The sequence below is a fragment of the Microbacterium sp. KU4F genome (assembly GCF_056868075.1).
In genome coordinates this window covers 3,179,948-3,195,391 of sequence record NZ_CP200324.1, presented here as the reverse complement: position 1 = coordinate 3,195,391, position 15,444 = coordinate 3,179,948, and the positions used below count along the sequence as shown (strand labels likewise).

At 70.5% G+C, this 15,444-nt stretch carries 15 protein-coding genes and 1 tRNA gene; 10 read left to right on the top strand and 6 right to left on the bottom strand.

Annotation, left to right across the window (positions count from 1 at the left end; all coding sequences use genetic code 11):
* Positions 1-58 precede the first annotated feature (58 nt).
* From AC1VNH_RS15815 to AC1VNH_RS15800, 4 genes are all read left to right on the top strand, one after another.
* The gene (locus AC1VNH_RS15815; RefSeq protein WP_483112495.1) at positions 59-823 is read left to right on the top strand and encodes an SGNH/GDSL hydrolase family protein; all 765 of its coding nucleotides are present in this window, start codon (positions 59-61) and stop codon (positions 821-823) included.
* Positions 824-1,014: 191 nt separating this feature from the next.
* Positions 1,015-1,278, top strand: coding sequence for a DUF6458 family protein (locus tag AC1VNH_RS15810; RefSeq protein WP_274287643.1), 264 nt, complete (start codon positions 1,015-1,017; stop codon positions 1,276-1,278).
* 4 nt (positions 1,279-1,282) lie between these two features.
* Positions 1,283-2,632, top strand: a complete 1,350-nt coding sequence (locus AC1VNH_RS15805; RefSeq protein ID WP_483112494.1) for a serine/threonine-protein kinase — start codon at positions 1,283-1,285, stop codon at positions 2,630-2,632.
* 104 nt (positions 2,633-2,736) lie between these two features.
* A complete protein-coding gene (locus AC1VNH_RS15800; protein WP_483112492.1) occupies positions 2,737-3,345 on the top strand; it encodes an HD domain-containing protein in 609 nt (202 codons plus the stop codon).
* Between the two features lie 181 nt (positions 3,346-3,526).
* Here AC1VNH_RS15800 and AC1VNH_RS15795 read toward each other — a convergent pair whose 3' ends face one another.
* A complete protein-coding gene (locus AC1VNH_RS15795; RefSeq protein WP_483112491.1) occupies positions 3,527-4,447 on the bottom strand; it encodes an aromatic acid exporter family protein in 921 nt (306 codons plus the stop codon).
* Between the two features lie 148 nt (positions 4,448-4,595).
* Here AC1VNH_RS15795 and AC1VNH_RS15790 point away from each other — a divergent pair, with 148 nt between their 5' ends.
* On the top strand, positions 4,596-5,744 hold the full coding sequence (locus AC1VNH_RS15790) for a zinc-dependent alcohol dehydrogenase (protein WP_483112490.1): 1,149 nt from the start codon (positions 4,596-4,598) through the stop codon (positions 5,742-5,744).
* A gap of 12 nt (positions 5,745-5,756) precedes the next feature.
* Positions 5,757-6,317, top strand: a complete 561-nt coding sequence (locus AC1VNH_RS15785) for a hypothetical protein (RefSeq protein WP_483112489.1) — start codon at positions 5,757-5,759, stop codon at positions 6,315-6,317.
* 898 nt (positions 6,318-7,215) lie between these two features.
* Here AC1VNH_RS15785 and AC1VNH_RS15780 read toward each other — a convergent pair.
* The 5 genes from AC1VNH_RS15780 to AC1VNH_RS15760 all read right to left on the bottom strand — a co-directional run bounded on the left by AC1VNH_RS15780 (position 7,216) and on the right by AC1VNH_RS15760 (position 11,153).
* Positions 7,216-7,288, bottom strand: a tRNA-Arg gene (locus tag AC1VNH_RS15780).
* A 47-nt stretch (positions 7,289-7,335) separates the two neighbouring features.
* Positions 7,336-8,616 (bottom strand): hypothetical protein, encoded by a 1,281-nt coding sequence (locus AC1VNH_RS15775; RefSeq protein ID WP_483112487.1) that lies wholly within the window; start codon positions 8,614-8,616, stop codon positions 7,336-7,338.
* 109 nt (positions 8,617-8,725) lie between these two features.
* On the bottom strand, positions 8,726-9,565 hold the full coding sequence (locus tag AC1VNH_RS15770) for a CPBP family intramembrane glutamic endopeptidase (protein ID WP_483112486.1): 840 nt from the start codon (positions 9,563-9,565) through the stop codon (positions 8,726-8,728).
* Position 9,566: 1 nt separating this feature from the next.
* On the bottom strand, positions 9,567-10,295 hold the full coding sequence (gene trmB, locus AC1VNH_RS15765; protein WP_483112484.1) for a tRNA (guanosine(46)-N7)-methyltransferase TrmB: 729 nt from the start codon (positions 10,293-10,295) through the stop codon (positions 9,567-9,569).
* Between the two features lie 21 nt (positions 10,296-10,316).
* Complete coding sequence (locus AC1VNH_RS15760; RefSeq protein WP_483112483.1) at positions 10,317-11,153, bottom strand: DUF3097 domain-containing protein; 837 nt, start codon at positions 11,151-11,153, stop codon at positions 10,317-10,319.
* A 124-nt stretch (positions 11,154-11,277) separates the two neighbouring features.
* Between AC1VNH_RS15760 and AC1VNH_RS15755 the strand changes: the two genes are divergently transcribed.
* The 4 genes from AC1VNH_RS15755 to AC1VNH_RS15740 are packed head-to-tail and all read left to right on the top strand — an operon-like array spanning position 11,278 to position 15,411.
* On the top strand, positions 11,278-13,269 hold the full coding sequence (locus AC1VNH_RS15755) for a TPM domain-containing protein (RefSeq protein WP_483112482.1): 1,992 nt from the start codon (positions 11,278-11,280) through the stop codon (positions 13,267-13,269).
* A 33-nt stretch (positions 13,270-13,302) separates the two neighbouring features.
* Complete coding sequence (locus tag AC1VNH_RS15750; protein ID WP_483112481.1) at positions 13,303-14,097, top strand: PspA/IM30 family protein; 795 nt, start codon at positions 13,303-13,305, stop codon at positions 14,095-14,097.
* Between the two features lie 52 nt (positions 14,098-14,149).
* Complete coding sequence (locus AC1VNH_RS15745; RefSeq protein WP_483112480.1) at positions 14,150-14,968, top strand: arginase family protein; 819 nt, start codon at positions 14,150-14,152, stop codon at positions 14,966-14,968.
* Positions 14,965-15,411 carry a Fe-S oxidoreductase gene (locus tag AC1VNH_RS15740; protein WP_483112478.1) on the top strand — a complete coding sequence of 149 codons (447 nt, stop codon included), beginning with the start codon at positions 14,965-14,967 and terminating at the stop codon, positions 15,409-15,411. Before AC1VNH_RS15745 ends, AC1VNH_RS15740 begins: the two co-directional genes overlap by 4 nt.
* The last annotated feature ends 33 nt before the right edge of the window (positions 15,412-15,444 follow it).

Below are 15,444 nucleotides of genomic sequence, written 5' to 3'. Positions count from 1 at the left end.
GGCCCGCCGCATCCGGCTCCCGCACCCGCGGCGGGCCCTCGCGCCGTACGCTCGTGTCATGACCCGATCCGCCCGGCTTTCGCCGCGCCGCACGATCGCCGTGCTGGCTGTGTTGGCGGCGGCCATCGCGTGCATCTGCGCACTCGCGTTGACGCGTCCCTGGGCAGCCGGAGCGCTATCGGTCAGTCGCGCGGACGCGGGTGGCACCGCGCCCGCGCCGGTGACGGCGATCTCGCTGCCCGAGCATCCTCGAATCCTCGTCTTCGGCGACTCCTGGACCTATGGTTCCGCCGCCTCCGCGCCCACACTGGGCTACGCGTACCTCTTGGGTCCGCTGATGGACGGCGAGTCGAGTGTGAACGGGTCACGAGGCAGCGGATACCTGATTCCCGGCATCGACGGCGGCACCTTCTCCGAGCGCATCGCCGAGCTGGATGCGTCCGCCCAGCCGGATCTCATCGTCGTCCAGGGCTCGATCAACGATCGAAAGGTCCCGCTCGACGGCTACGACGACGCCGTGCGCACCGCGTGGGACTCGCTCGCCGCGCTGTATCCCGACGCGCAGATCGTCGTTCTCGGACCGGCTCCCCAGATCCTCCCCGTGGAAGCGGCCACCGCCGAGATCGACGAACGGCTGAGCCTGGCCGCGGCCGCGCGCGGCTGGCCGTACATCTCCCCCGTCCGGGATCAGTGGATCACGCCGGAGAACTACGCGTGGATCATCGACACCGGGGCGGTCGGGCGAAATCACCCCACGACCGAGGGCCATGCGTACCTGGCGCAGAGGCTCGCTGCGGCGATCGAGGGTCTGCGCGCCGACTGAACCGTCCTGTGCGGGCGGGCATTATGCACCCTTTCGCGAGGCAGAACCACCGAAGCTCTGAGAGCCCGTGCGCTGGCTATCGTGAACGCCGGGGGCACGGCGACCCGCCGCGCCCGTGCCCGAGCGCCGGCCCCACCGCCGCCGTCCGGGAATCCACCTATCGGGCAGGTCCCGGGGCAGGAGTCGTGAACATGGGTATTGGAAGCGGAATCGCGCTGTTCGTGATCGGAGCGATCCTGGCGTTCGCCGTCAACGTCGACCTCGGCGGCTACGTCAACCTGAGTCTCATCGGGTACATCCTGATGGGCGCGGGCGTTGTCGTCTTTCTGATCAGCCTCATCCTCGTCATGCGGCGCCGTTCGAGCGTGTCCACCTCACGCACCGCCGTCGACCCCGCCAGCGGTGAGCGCGTCACGACGCGTCGCACCACGGACAACGGCGAACCCCTCGCCTGAGTACGTGTCCGACATCCTCGACGCCGTCCCCGCGGGGACGGGATCACTTCTCGCCGGCCGCTACCGCCTGATCGAGCGCGTCGGCAGCGGCGGCATGGGAACGGTCTACCGCGCCCGAGACGAGCTACTCGGCCGCGATGTCGCGGTCAAGCTCTTCCACTCGGAGCAGAGGGACGGCGTCGAGGAACGTCGGAAGGTCGGCGAGGCGACCATGCTCGCCTCGCTGTCGCATCCGTGCCTGGTCACCCTCTTCGACGCGTGCATCGGAGCCCAGCCGCCGAGCTATCTGGTCATGGAGTACATCGCCGGCCCCACCCTGCGTCAGCGTCTCTTGGAAGGACCGCTGGAGCTCGACGAGGCGGCCGCGATGGCGAGCGATCTGGCCGCGGCACTGGAGGCCGTGCATGCAGCGGGTATCGTGCACCGCGACGTGAAGCCCTCCAACGTCATGCTCCGCGCCCGGGGCCGCGGGGCGGCGGGGCGTATCGGCTATCAGGCCGTGCTGGCGGACTTCGGCGTCGCCCACCTCGTGGACTCCACCAGGCTCACGACCCCTGGCGATGTCATCGGCACGGCGGCCTACCTCGCACCGGAGCAGGTCCGCGGTCACGCGCCGGTTCCCGCATCCGACGTCTACTCGCTCGGTCTGCTTCTCATCGAGGCCGTCACGGGCAGCCATCCCTTCGCCGACGCGCCCGCTGCCAACATGCTGTTGGCTCGGCTCAGCCGTCAGCCCGACGTGCCGACGGGAATCGGTTACGCGTGGCGCTCTCTGCTCACCGCGATGACGGTGCACGATCCCGCCTCCCGCCCGAGCGCGGGTGAGGTGCTCGAGCGGGCGCGCGCCCTTTCCGCATCGGCGGCGACCGCCGCGACGCTCCCCCTGGATGAGGCGCTGCTCGTCGCGACCTCACCGATCGCCCTCGCGACTGCCCCGGCGCAGATCACCGAACCGCTCGCCGACCCGATTCCGGTCTCGCCGCCTCGTCGGCCCCGACGCCGTCGCCGCGGGCTCGTGGCACTCACGGCGGCTGCCGGCGTTCTCCTGGCCGGGGCCGCAGCGGTGGGCATCACGAGCGTGCTCGCTCCGGCCCCGGTGGCCGAGGAGTCCGTCGTCCCCGCGCAGGTGAACACCGTCCCCGCCGACGACGGATCGGACCAGACGCCCGCGGAGACGGTGGATTCCGGGGACCAGACCGTGCAGCCGACCGATACCGGCACTCCGCAGCCTGGGCCGGTCACCGATCCGCAGCCGGGGCCGGCGTCGGAGAACGGGTCGAATCGCGGCCCGGGCAACAACAACGGCAACGGCAACGGCAACGGAAACGGGCCGGGCAACAGCAAGAAGCCCTGACGGCGTAGGAACGCCACATTCCGACGTCATCCCGCCGTCCTCGATACCGGGGACCGATGAGGCGAGACGCGGTGCTCGACACTGGGTGAGAGACGAGGAGTCCCATGCCCTACGACATCGACGAGCTACTGCGTCCCCCCTCCGCCACCGCCGCGCTCGCTCTCGAGGCGGCCGAACGGTGGTGTTCCCCCGTCGTGCTGCGGCACAGCCTGCGCTCCTGGGCGTGGGCGCGTGCTCTCGCGGATGCGGAAGGTGTGCACTACGACGCGGAGCTGCTGTTCGCCGCCGCCGCGCTGCATGACATCGGCGTGGCGGAGCCCTTCGACGCGCACCGGGCACCGTTCGAGGGCGCCGGAGGCGCGGCTGCGTGGGTGTTCGCCGCAGGAGCGGGCTGGCCGACCGAGCGCCGTGTCCGGCTGCAGGAGGTCATCGAACGCCACATGTGGGTCGAGGTCGATCCGGCCGTGGACATCGAGGGCCACCTGCTGGAGGTGGCCACGAGCCTGGACGTCGCCGGCGTGGGCGCGTCAAGGTGGGATCCGCGGCTGCTGCGCGCGGTGACCGAGCGGCTGCCGAGAGCGGGGTTCGCCGTCGAGTTCGATGCATCGATCCGGGATCAGGCCGAACGCAAGCCCGCCTCCGCCGCGGCACGGCTTGCGCGGAGCGGCCGCATCGCCGATGGCGAACGCACCTGGCGCTCCCTGACGCGCTGATCCGCCCCGCCCTGACGGGGCCCGACCCGTTGGTCAACCGGCCTGCGCGAACGGGCGCGAGGCATCGATGATGCGCCGCAGCGACACCGCCGCCTCCCACCGATCGAGCGCCCTCGAATCCGACGAATGCCGGATGCGGCGGCGATAGGCGGCGAGCGCCGCATCCGCCGCTCGGAGACGGTCAGCGAACGCTGCGTCCTCGATGGGAGTCGCCGTCTGCTCCGCGCACGCCGCGACGGCCGCCGCCAGGGCACGGCGCTGCCAGTGTCCGAGTTCGGCGTCGAGGGCCAGTCGCGAGAGACTCTCGGCCAGCTTCTCCCGTCGCCGAGGCGACCGCGCGCAACGCGTCGAGGCGCCGTCGCCCCGTCTCCACATCCTCGCGGGCATGCCGCGCCCGGGGGTTGCCTCGTTGTGATCTCACGGCCTCCGCCACCTCGGCCGCCACGGCGTCGGCCGTCGCCGTCAGCTCGGCGATCCGATGCCGCAGCCGCTCGGCGTCCACCGCGCGCGCACCCAGCGCGTGAGCCGCATCCCGGAGGACCTCACCGATATCGTCGCGCAACGCGTTCAGGCGTGAGGTGGCGCGTCCGATGTAGAGCGGCGGCACGACCACGAGATTGACCACGAGACCGACCACGACGCCGAAGGCGGTGGTGATCAGGTACGACGACGAGTAGCTCTGGACGTCGGCGTTGCCCACGAGCAGGACGAACAGTGCGGCGATGGGGATCCAGTCCCGCCCGCTGCCGAGCACGGTCAGCCCGGCGCAGATGGTTCCCACACCGGTCACGAGCGCGACGGCCACAAGGCTCGGCGCTCCGGCGATCAGCAGGGCGATACCGACGAAACCCCACGCGATTCCCACGGCGAGTCCCGCCAGTGTCTCCAGCCCCGCTCGCACCGAGCCCGCCAGCGTGGAGTACATGCTGATCAGTACGCCCAACGGGGCGTAGTACGAGTACTCGCTGTCGGTGAAGGGCACGTAGGGTGCCAGCGTCCAGGCGATGGCGGCGGCGCCCGCCACCTTCACCGCGAGAAGCAGACGTGGTGGATCCACCAGCTCGGACAGCCGACGGCGCAGAGCGAGCGCGGGGCGGGGCATTCGTCGACCGTACGTAGGCGTCATGACCGCCGGAGGGGCCTTGACGGCACCGTGCAGACCCCGCACGCGCCCGGGCACGCGTTACCAGGACCCGTGCCGGACGACAACCCCGTCGTCGCCGGCCATGCCCGGTCGCAGGGTGGGGCCCATGCGAGCGATGACCTACCGCGGCCCCTACAAGGTCCGCGTCGAAGAGAAGCCCGACCCGCAGATCGAGCATCCCAATGATGCGATCGTGCGGGTGGAACGCGCGGCGATCTGCGGGTCCGACCTCCACCTCTTCCACGGCATGCTCCCGGACACGCGCATCGGGCACACGTTCGGACACGAGTTCATCGGACGGGTCGAAGAGGTGGGCCCGTCAGTGCGCAACATCTCGGTCGGCGACAGGGTCATGGTGCCGTTCAACATCTTCTGCGGCACCTGCTTCTTCTGCGCTCGCGGCCTCTTCTCCAATTGCCACAACGTGAACGCCAACGCGACGGCCGTCGGCGGCATCTACGGTTACTCGCACACCGCGGGAGGCTTCGACGGTGGCCAGGCGGAACTCGTGCGCGTCCCCTTCGCCGATGTGGGTCCTGCGGTCATCCCCGACGGGCTGCACGACGAGGATGCGCTCCTGCTCACGGATGCGTTCGCCACCGGCTACTTCGGCGCCCAACTTGGCGACATCTCCGAGGGCGACGTCGTCGTCGTCTTCGGCGCAGGCCCCATCGGGCTCGCAGCCGCGCGCTCGGCCTGGCTGATGGGCGCGGGTCGGGTGATCGTCGTCGACCACCTGCCGTTCCGACTCGAGAAGGCCAAGGACTTCGCCTTCGCCGAGACGGTGGACTTCCGCGAACACAAGGATGTCGTCGTCACCCTCAAGAAGCTCACCGACGGCCTCGGCGCCGACGTCGTCATCGACGCTGTCGGCGCCGAGGCGGACGGGCATCTCGTGCAGCACGTGAGCTCGGCGAAGCTCAAATTGCAGGGCGGCTCCACCATCGCGCTGAACTGGTCCATCGACAGCGTCCGCAAAGGCGGGCGCATCTCCGTCATGGGTGCCTACGGTCCGATGTTCAGCGCGGTGAGGTTTGGAGACGCGATGAACAAGGGCGTAACGATCCGCACGAACCAGGCACCCGTGAAGCGCCAGTGGCCGCGTCTGATCGAGCACATCCAGGCGGGACGCGTCTCGCCGCGGGACATGATCACCCACCGCATCCCCCTCGAGCACATCGCCGAGGGCTACCACATGGTCTCGGCGAAGCTCGACGGTCTCATCAAGGCCGTCGTCCTGCCAGCCACGTCGTGAAAGGACGACCGCATGCCCTACACGGCCGCTCACCCGCCCGTTCCCTCCTCCGCCGAGCTCCGCGACCGCATCCCGGGGTGGGGCGCGGATCTCGATCCCGCCGATCGTCCTTCCGTCCCCCAGGAGATCGACGCCCTCGCCGGGAGCGGCGCCTGGTGGGACGAGCCGGAACGCCAGAAGGAGAACGCGCCGCGGGAGCGCTCGATCGAACACGAGCACCTGCCCGCCGTCTTCGGCACCGCGCAGCCCCTGCACGGCGTCTCCGGAGCCATCCGGCGTTACGCCTACGACCGCTTCAGTGAGGCGCGCGCCGCGCACTGGCTGCTGCTGATCGGCGCCGACCGCGTCGAGGCCACCGGAGCACATCTGCGCTCCTTGGTCACCGCCCGCCCCGACAACCCCATCACCGAGACCGGCATCGCGGCCGAGCTCCGGCACTCGCCACTCGCATCGCGCAAGGGGCGTGTGGACACGCGGCACGCCTGGATCGACCCCCTGCTGGTCGCGGGGCCGTGGCTCGCCGGTGGGCTCGCCGCCGTGTGGGTGGCGCGGCGGGTCCTCCGCCGTAGCTGAGCCGGCGCCCGCCGCCGGCCCTCGCGTCCCCCAAGCGGAATGCACCTGCATCAACAGCCTCGCTCGGTCAGCGATCGACAGATCGCATGGCACAACCAGCCACCTCGGCACGAGCGACGCTCGACTCGCGTGCATGCCGCCTCGTCAGCTTCTCCCGCTCTGCGACCTTCGCAACCTCTCGGTCGAGCCACTGTCACAAACGATGACGACGAGGACGCGTTGCAAGCATGCGCTGACCCGCGTGCCTAACTTCCACCTAGTGGCGAGTCCGCTCCCTCGTGCCGCCTGCGGCTCTAAGCAAGGTCATCGAAGCGGTCGAAGGCTACCGTAACGAGCCCGACCTGGCCTACATGGCCGTCGTCCCCGCAATCCAGCGTGCTGAGCATTCCATCCGCTGCGCCGAGCCGCGCGCCCGCCGCCGGCCTTCGCGTCCCCCAAGCGGCCGACAGACAGCTCAGGCCCGGCAGCGTAACGTCGCAGGAATCGGGGGGTCGGGTGAATTCGAGGCAGCGGGACGCAACGACGACCACGCGCCCATCGGGGTGGCGCGAGATCACAGCCGGGGTCGTCTGGGCCTCGATCGTTTTGTGCGTCTTCGCGCTCTGGCAGCTGTTCGCCCGGGAGTTCGCTGGCGCCGTCGGCACGGCTCTGCATTCCCCACCTTCCCGGGAGAGTCGCGTCCCGTCCTTCTGGGGCTTCGTCGTCGTTGCCGCGGTGCTGCTGGTGTGCGCCGTCGGCGCCCTCGCAGCACGCCGCTGGCTAGCCCTGCCGATCGCTCTGCTGCTCGCTTTCGGCGCGGGAACGATCGCGTCGGGCATGTATCCGCAGGTTGCGCCGTTCGTCTTCGGGCGTGAAGAAGGCCCCGATCCACGGAAGGATCGAGGCCTCTTGTACGCCGTGCCCCCGGAGGGATTCGAACCCCCGACCTACGGTACCGGAAACCGGCGCTCTATCCCCTGAGCTACGGAGGCGTACCGATCGAGACTATCACCGCCGACTCCGGCCCCGTGACGACGGGTCAGGGATACCCGCGAGTCCACAGACCGTAGACGGCGAAGAACTGCAGGACCACGAGGGCGATCAGGATGCCGTTGCGTGTGCGCTTGGAGGCGGAGAGCCGTTCGTGCGCGAGGAGCGGAGACATCGGCATGAGCAGACGGAACGTGCTGGCCTGCGGCAGGAAGACGCCGAAGATGTAGAGCCCGTAGCTGAGCCCGTACGCCGCGACCACGATTCCGAGCTTGCGCACCGGCCGCGACCAGATCAGCATCGCGAAGCCGACCATGAGGGCGATCACCAGCAGCCACCCGAAGACGCCCAGGTACTCGCCCATGAAACGGAACCAAGGGGTCAGGGGCATGAACTCGCCGTTGCCGACGAACGGACGCCACCACGCCGTCTCCGTGAGCAAGTAGGCGTGAGGGGTTCCGGTCCACGCATCCGCGATCCAGGACCAGGCGAGTCCGGCGAGCGCTGTGACACCGCCCGCGACGAGCAGCCCCGCCACTTCGCGACGGGGGAACGGATCGATCCTCCGGCGCCACCAGCGCACGAGGAAGACGATGCCCAGCGCCAGCGCGAGCGCGAGGGCGCCGGGTCGCGTGAACGCCGCGACCAGCGCGATCGGAGTGATCCACACGTACTTGCGCTTCACAGCCAGCAGGAGCGCCGCGAAGGTCAGGGTGAGCACGAGAGATTCCGCGTACGCGATGACGAACACGAACGACAGCGGCGCGAAGGAGAAGAAGATGACGGCCCACTTCGCCTGGCGTGGCGAGGTGACTGCGCGCAGCAGCAGGAACAGCAGCACGGTCGCGGTAGCGCTGAAGAAGGTGCTGAGTCCGATGCCGGCCGCGCGCCAGTCCGAGCCGACGATGTCACCCACCACACGTTCCAGCCAGGGGTAGATCGGCAGGAAGGCCCAGTCGTTCTCGAGCACGTTGCCGTTGGGTCCGATGGGGATGACGGGCGGATACCCGATCAGCGAGATGCGGCCGTACCTGTCCGCGTCCCACCCCGTCAGGAAGGCGGCGAACGTCACGACAGGTCGGTCCTGCGCGCCGAAGCCCCACCCTGCGGCCGTCGAGACCAGGTACCAGAAGAGCAGGAACGCGAGGTTCACGCCGCGCGCGATCGCCCAGTAGCCCATCACCTGGGCGAGCTCGATCCGCCGCACCGCGCGCACGCCGGGATCGGGTCGGGATACATCGTCGACCCAGCCGTGGACGGCCTTCACCGCGCGGCGCCAGCGTGGCGTGCGTGTGCCCTCCGAATCGGCATGCAGTTGCGAACCGGTCACCGTCACGACTTTCCTCTCCCCGCGTGGCGCGAGCGATCCTAGGCGAAGCGGCTATGCCAGCCCCCACAGGATGCTCCCATCTTCGAGCGCGGAGCAAAAGCCCGGCGCTTCAGATGAGGAACACGCCGTCGAGCAGACCCGGATTGTGCGCGTGGACGAGCACCCCGAACACCACCGCGTCGAACAGGAGGTGCACCGTGACGACGTAGGCGAGCGAACGGGTGCGCAAGAAGATGTAGCCCTGCAGCAGCGCGAACGGGATCGTGAGGACCGGCCCCCAGGCGCGGTAGCCGAGCTCCCACAGGAAGGAGACGAAGACGATCGCCTGCACGAGGTTGGCGGTCAGATCCGGCAGATGGCGGCGCAGGAGCGCGAAGACGGTGCAGATGAAGAACAGTTCGTCCCAGATCCCGACCGCTCCGACTCCGATGAAGAGGCGGGCGATGAGATCGGGCGTGTCGACGACGGGCCAGTTCTGATAGACGCCGGAGCTGATGAAGTAGAAGGGCAGGATGAGCCAGCCGAGCACGAGCACCGCGACCAGCCATACCCACTGGAACCGGGTCCATCGCCCGCCCCCGCGCCACGGGAAGCGGATCGCGCGGTCGCGGTAGACGCACCGCGACACGAGATACGGCACCGCGACGGCTCCCCCCAGCGCGAGGGTGAATCGCACCATCGCGGCGTTGTCGAGCTCCGCAGCCAGCGGGATGGCGCTGACGATCAGCATCCCCACCGAGATGAGCGACAGGTCGCGCAGCAGCGAGACCTCCCGCGTGTGACGGCGATCCCCCCACCACGCCGCGACGAGGCCCACCGCGAGCAGGACCCACCCCAGCCATGGCGTGAGCAGCACGAAGAACGCCGGCGCGGCGAGCGCCACCAGCAGCGAGGCCGCGAGCGGCCACGCCCGCAGCGGAGTGCGGCCGACCGTGTCCGCGGCGGGCACCTCAGCCGCCCGATCGCCGGTAGGCGAGGTCGCGGATCGCGCGCCCGACTCGCTCGCCCTTGCGCTCGAAGGCCGTGACGACACGGCCCTCGAAGCGCGGCGCCCAGTCCCCCTCGAACGCGCGGTCGAACGTCGTCGCCTCATCGAGCACGGCGCGCATCTGCAGCGCGTAGTCCTCCCAGTCGGTGGCCAGGCGCAGCATCCCGCCGGGGCGGAGTGCACGCGAGAGCGTCGGCACGACGTCCGGCTTCACCAGCCGCCGCTTCGTGTGCTTCTTCTTGTGCCACGGGTCGGGGAAGAAGATCCACACCTCGTCGACCGATCTTGCTGGCAGCAGATGCTCGAGCACCTCGGGCGCGTTCGCCTCGACGAGGCGCAGGTTGCCCACTCCGGCGCGGTCGGCATCGAGCATGGTGCGCGCGAGTCCCGCGCGGAAGACCTCCACCGCGAGGAAGTCGGTGTCGGGTCGCGTGGTCGCCGCATGCACGATGGCGTGGCCCTGGCCCGAGCCGATCTCGACGATCAGTGGCGCCTGCCTGCCCCACACCGCCGCCACGTCGATGTGCGCGTCAGCTGCGACGGACGTGGCGGCGTTGTCTCGCGGGACCGGGAGCATCAGGTGAGGCCCGAGCTCGGACCAGGCGCGCTCCTGAGCCTCGGACATCCTCCCGCTGCGGCGCACGAACGAGACGGGGCGATCGCGGAAGACGCCGGATGCGGGATCGGTCATCCCCCCAGGATACGAAGCGCCTCAGGCCGTGACGAAGTCGATGAGCTCCTCGACGCGACCCAGCAGCGCCGGTTCCAGGTCACGGTAGCTGTGGACGCTCGCGAGGATGCGCTGCCACGCGCGTGCGAGATCGGCCTTGTCGCGCGCCGGCCAGCCGAGTCCCCGACAGACGCCGGTCTTCCAGTCGATCCCCCTCGGCACCTCCGGCCAGGCCGTGATCCCGACCGCGCGCGGTGTGACGCACTGCCACACATCGATGAACGGGTGGCCCACGATACGCACGTGGGCGCCGTGTCGACCGCGCGCGACCTGCGCGGCGACCCTCGACTCCTTCGATCCCGCGACGAGGTGGTCGACGAGCACGCCGTATCGACGTTCGGCCGTGGGCGGCTCCGCCTCGAGGAGGTCCGAGAGCAGGTCGATCCCCTCGAGGTACTCGACCACCACGCCCTCCACCCGCAGATCGTCTCCCCACACCTTCTCGACGAGCTCGGCGTCGTGCTTGCCCTCGACGAGGATGCGGCTCGGGCGGGCGATGCGCGCGCGCTGATCGGCGACCGCAAACGATCCGGATGCGGTGCGCGCGCGCCCGCCGGTGGCCCGGGCGACGGGGGGCGCGATGAGTCGGACGGCTACCCCGTCGATCAGGAAGCCGGGGCCCAGCGAGAACATGCGTCGCCTGCCGGCGCGATCCTCCAGCTGGACGAGTCCGCCTTCGACCGCCGTGACCGCGCCGCAGAATCCGTCCTCGGCGACCTCCACCACCGTGTCGCGCTCGGCGGGGACCTCGGCGAGGGTCTTCGCGTTCCGCTCGCGCCAGCCGGCGGCGAGCACATCCGTGGGGTACCGATCATCCATAACGCCGAGCAGCGTAACCAGCGCGAGCATGCACATCCGGCAGCGACCCGCATCCATGGCGTACACAGACTCGCCCTCAATAGACTCGGACGAGGGCGGAGTCCGCCCCCAAGGGAGGCCATCGATGCGACCGCGCTGGGCATATGCACTGGTGGCCGCGCTGGCCGCCGTCTTCCTGGTCGCGGCCCCGGCTGCCGCAACGCCGCCGGTGGAGCTCGGCGCGTCGTATGTGAGCGACGAGGCAGGGGTCCTCGGCGACGCGGAACGCGCCCAGGTGGAGGATCGTCTCGAGCAACTCGCCGAGGCCGACAACCTCAATCTGTGGGTCGTCTACGTCGACCGCTTCAGCAACCCGTCCGACGCGAAGGAGTGGGCGACCCAGACGGCCGAGCAGGGTGGGCTCGGCCCCAACCAATACCTGCTGGCCATCGCCGTCGACGCCCGTCAGTACTGGATCTCCAGCGACACCTCGGGTCCGCTCGACGCGAATCAGATCACGACCGTCGATCAGGACTGGGTGTATCCGGCTCTTCGCGACGGCGACTGGGCGGGCGCCGCCATCGCTGCCGCCGATGGGATGTCCGCGGCCCGCAGCGGCGCGGGAGGCGGTGGCGACTCCGGCGGCGGCGGTGTGCCCGGCTCGGGTTCGTCCGGTTCGAGTTCCGGCTCCGGCGGTGCGGTGGGCATCGTGATCATCGTCGTGTCGGTTCTGGCGCTGGTGGCCGTGGGCGCATACTTCGTCATCCGCGCGGCTCGGCGGCGCGCCGCATCCCGCCCCGCGGAGAGCACGGAGGATCTCGGCAAGCGCGCGGCCGCGACCCTCGTCGCCGCCGACGACGCCCTGCGCGAGGCAGAGCAGGAGCACGGCTTCGCCGCCGCGCAGTTCGGCGAAGAGGCCACGAGAGGACTCCGCGAGGCTCTGACCACGGCGCGTACAGAGCTGGACCAGGCGTTCACCCTGCGCCAGCAGCTGGACGACGAGATCCCCGACACCGACGAGCAGGTGCGTGCGTGGCACGAGCAGACTCTGCAGCTGGCCACCTCGGCCGATCAGCGCGTTCAGAGTCAGCTCGAGGCGTTCGCCGACCTGCGACGGATCGAACAGGATCTTCCCGCGACCCGCGAGCGGCTCCGCATGTCCCGGGCCGAGGCGGCTCCCGCCCTCCAGGGTGCTCAGGAGCGCTTCGCCGAACTGACCGCCTCGTACCCGGCCGCGGCCCTGAGCACGATCGCCGACAACACAGCGCAGGCGACCGACCGGCTCGCTCTCGCCGATGGCCAGCTCTCTGCGGCGGATGCCGCGGCCGCCGCCGGGGACACGGGCAAAGCCGCCATCGCCCTGCGTACCGCCGAGCAGGCCATCGCGCAGGCGCGACAGCTGGCGGATGCGGTCGGCGCGCACGGTGACCGTATCGTCGCCGCCGCCGCAGAGATCCCCGCGCTGCGCGCCGAACTCGCACGGGACATCGCCGCCGCCGAGCCCCTGCCCGACCCCGACGGTCGGCTCGCGGCCGCATCCGCCGCAGCTCGCGCGCAGCTCGACGCGCAGGCCGAAGACCCCGTGGCTGCGCTCGCGGCGCTGCAGCGGGTCGACGAGGAACTCGACACACTCCTGCGCTCCGCACGCGACGCGGCGGCGCGCGCCGAGCACGCACGTCAGGTGCTGCCGCCGACGCTTGCACACGCGCAGGCGCAGATCGGTGCCGCCGAGGACTTCATCTCATCCAGACGCGGTGCGATCGGTGCCACCGCCCGCACGCGTCTCGCCGACGCCCGCGCATCGTTCGCCCTGGCCGAGCAGCAGGCTCAGGCAGCGCCCGAGCAGGCGCTGGATGCGGCTTCGCGCGCCGCGCGCCTCGCGTCCGACGCCATCTCCGCCGCCCAGTCGGACGTCTCCGGCTTCTCCGGAGGATCCGGCGGCGGGGGCGACTTCGGCGCGGTCCTCGGCGGCATCCTGATCGGCTCCGCACTGGGAGGCGGCCGCCGACGCGGCGGCTTCGGAGGCTTCGGGGGCGGCTTCGGGGGCGGAGGCTTCGGGGGCGGAGGCTCGCGCGGCGGCTTCGGCGGAAGCTTCGGCGGCGGGGGCTCCCGCGGCGGCAGCGGCGGCAGATTCTGACGGACTTCACGAACCACGACGAAAGGAAACACGATGGCCAAGCAGTCCATCTTCGGACGCATCTCGACCCTCGTCCGGGCGAACATCAACGCGATGATCGACCAGGCCGAGGACCCACAGAAGATGCTCGACCAGCTCGTCCGCGACTACACCAACAACATCGCCGACGCAGAAGCGGCGATCGCCGAGACGATCGGAAATCTGCGCCTTCTCGAGCGCGACCACCAGGAGGACGTGCAGGCGGCGGCCGAGTGGGGCAGCAAGGCGCTCGCGGCCAGTCGTCGCGCCGACGAGATGCGCCGCGCCGGCAACACGACCGACGCCGACAAGTTCGACAACCTCGCCAAGATCGCCCTGCAGCGCCAGATCTCCGAAGAGAACGAGGCCAAGGCATCCGCGCCGCAGATCGCCGCGCAGACCGAGGTCGTCGACAAGCTGAAGGACGGCCTCAACGGCATGAAGCAGAAGCTCGAGCAGCTTCGCTCCAAGCGCAGCGAGCTCCTCGCCCGCGCGAAGGTCGCCGAGGCCCAGAACAAGGTGCACGACGCCATCAAGAGCGTCAACGTCCTCGACCCCACGAGCGAGCTCGGCCGCTTCGAAGACAAGATCCGTCGCCAGGAGGCACTGGCCGCCGGCAAGGCGGAGCTCGCCGCATCCAGCCTCGACGCCCAGTTCGAGAGCCTCGAGGACGTCGGTGAGCTGACCGAGGTCGAGGCGCGCCTGGCCGCGCTGAAGGCGGGCGGGTCCACGCAGGGCGCGCTCGGCGCCGGCACGACGGGCGACGAACTCGGCCAGCAGCAGCAGCTGCCCCAGCAGCACCAGCAGTGAGAAGACGGAGGGGCCGCGCGGAGCGTGGCCCCTCCCCCGTCCGGGAGTCGAGATGACACGGTTCCTCATCACACCCGTGTGGCAGGGTTCACCCTCCGCACGCGCGATGCAGCTCGTGGACGGTGCGGAGGCCATCGCGGGCGACCTGCCGCGCGCGGCATGCACGAACGTGCCGGTTCCACTCGGTGCGGGAGAGGCGCTCGACACGGGCGTGCACCGCTACAGCGCGCTGCGCCAGGTGCAGCACGATCTGCGTGACGCCCTCGCCGCGTCCGACGAGCGCGCGCTGACGGTCGGTGGCGACTGCGCCGTCGGCGTCGCCGCCGTCGAGCGTTCGGCGCGCGCCGGGCGGATCGCGGTCGTCTGGGTCGATGCGCACCCGGATCTGCACACGCCGCAGTCCTCTGCCTCTCACGCGTTCGGCGGGATGGCGCTGCGTGCCGTGCTCGGCGACGGTGCGCCGGATCTCGCGCTGCCCCCGGGCACTGTCGCGCCAGCCGATGTGATCCTCGTCGCCGCGCGTGCCATGGACGACGCCGAGCAGGAGTACATCGCCGCGCACGGCCTCACCGTGATCGATGCGACCGCACTTTCCGATCCCGCGGTGCTCGCGCGGACCGTCCAGCAGCTCGGCGTCGACGCCGTGCACGTGCATGTCGATGTCGACGCGCTCGACCCCGCAGAGATGCCCGGCGTCAAGGACTCCGAGCCCTTCGGCGCCTCGCTGACCGAACTGGTCGCGGCTCTGAAGGCGCTGCGTGATGCGGTGCCGCTGGCCGGCGCCTCGCTCGCCGGGTTCGCCCCCGCATCCCCCGCCGCCGCGAGCAATGACATGGGCACTCTGCTGCGACTGGTCGGGGCCCTCGCGTGAGTGCCGCGAGACCGCCCGCCGGGTGGCGGCAGCGGGCCGACCGCGCGGTCGCACGATCACGCGCCCTGGAGCGCTGGCTCCCGTCCTTCCTCCTGGACTCGCCCGTCAGCGCACTGGGTTACGCCTATGGATGTGCGGTGGGATGGATCTGGGGAACGCTGTGGAGCCGCGGGCGTATCGAGCGGCACGGCCGTCTGTTCGTGTTCCGCGGGATGCCGTCGTGGGCGTTCCCGCGCGGCGGGGTGTGCGTGGGGCATTGTTTCCTCACCGGCGACGGCCGCATCGACGACCGGCTGATCGCGCACGAGTCCGTGCACGAGCGGCAGTGGCGCCGGTTCGGGATCCTGATGCCGATCCTGTACAGCATCGCCGGGCGCGACCCGCTGCGGAACCGCTTCGAGATCGAAGCCGGTCTCGCCGACGGTAACTACATCCCGCGCTGACCCGCTTCCGTTCAACAGGAGATATCCCTCCCA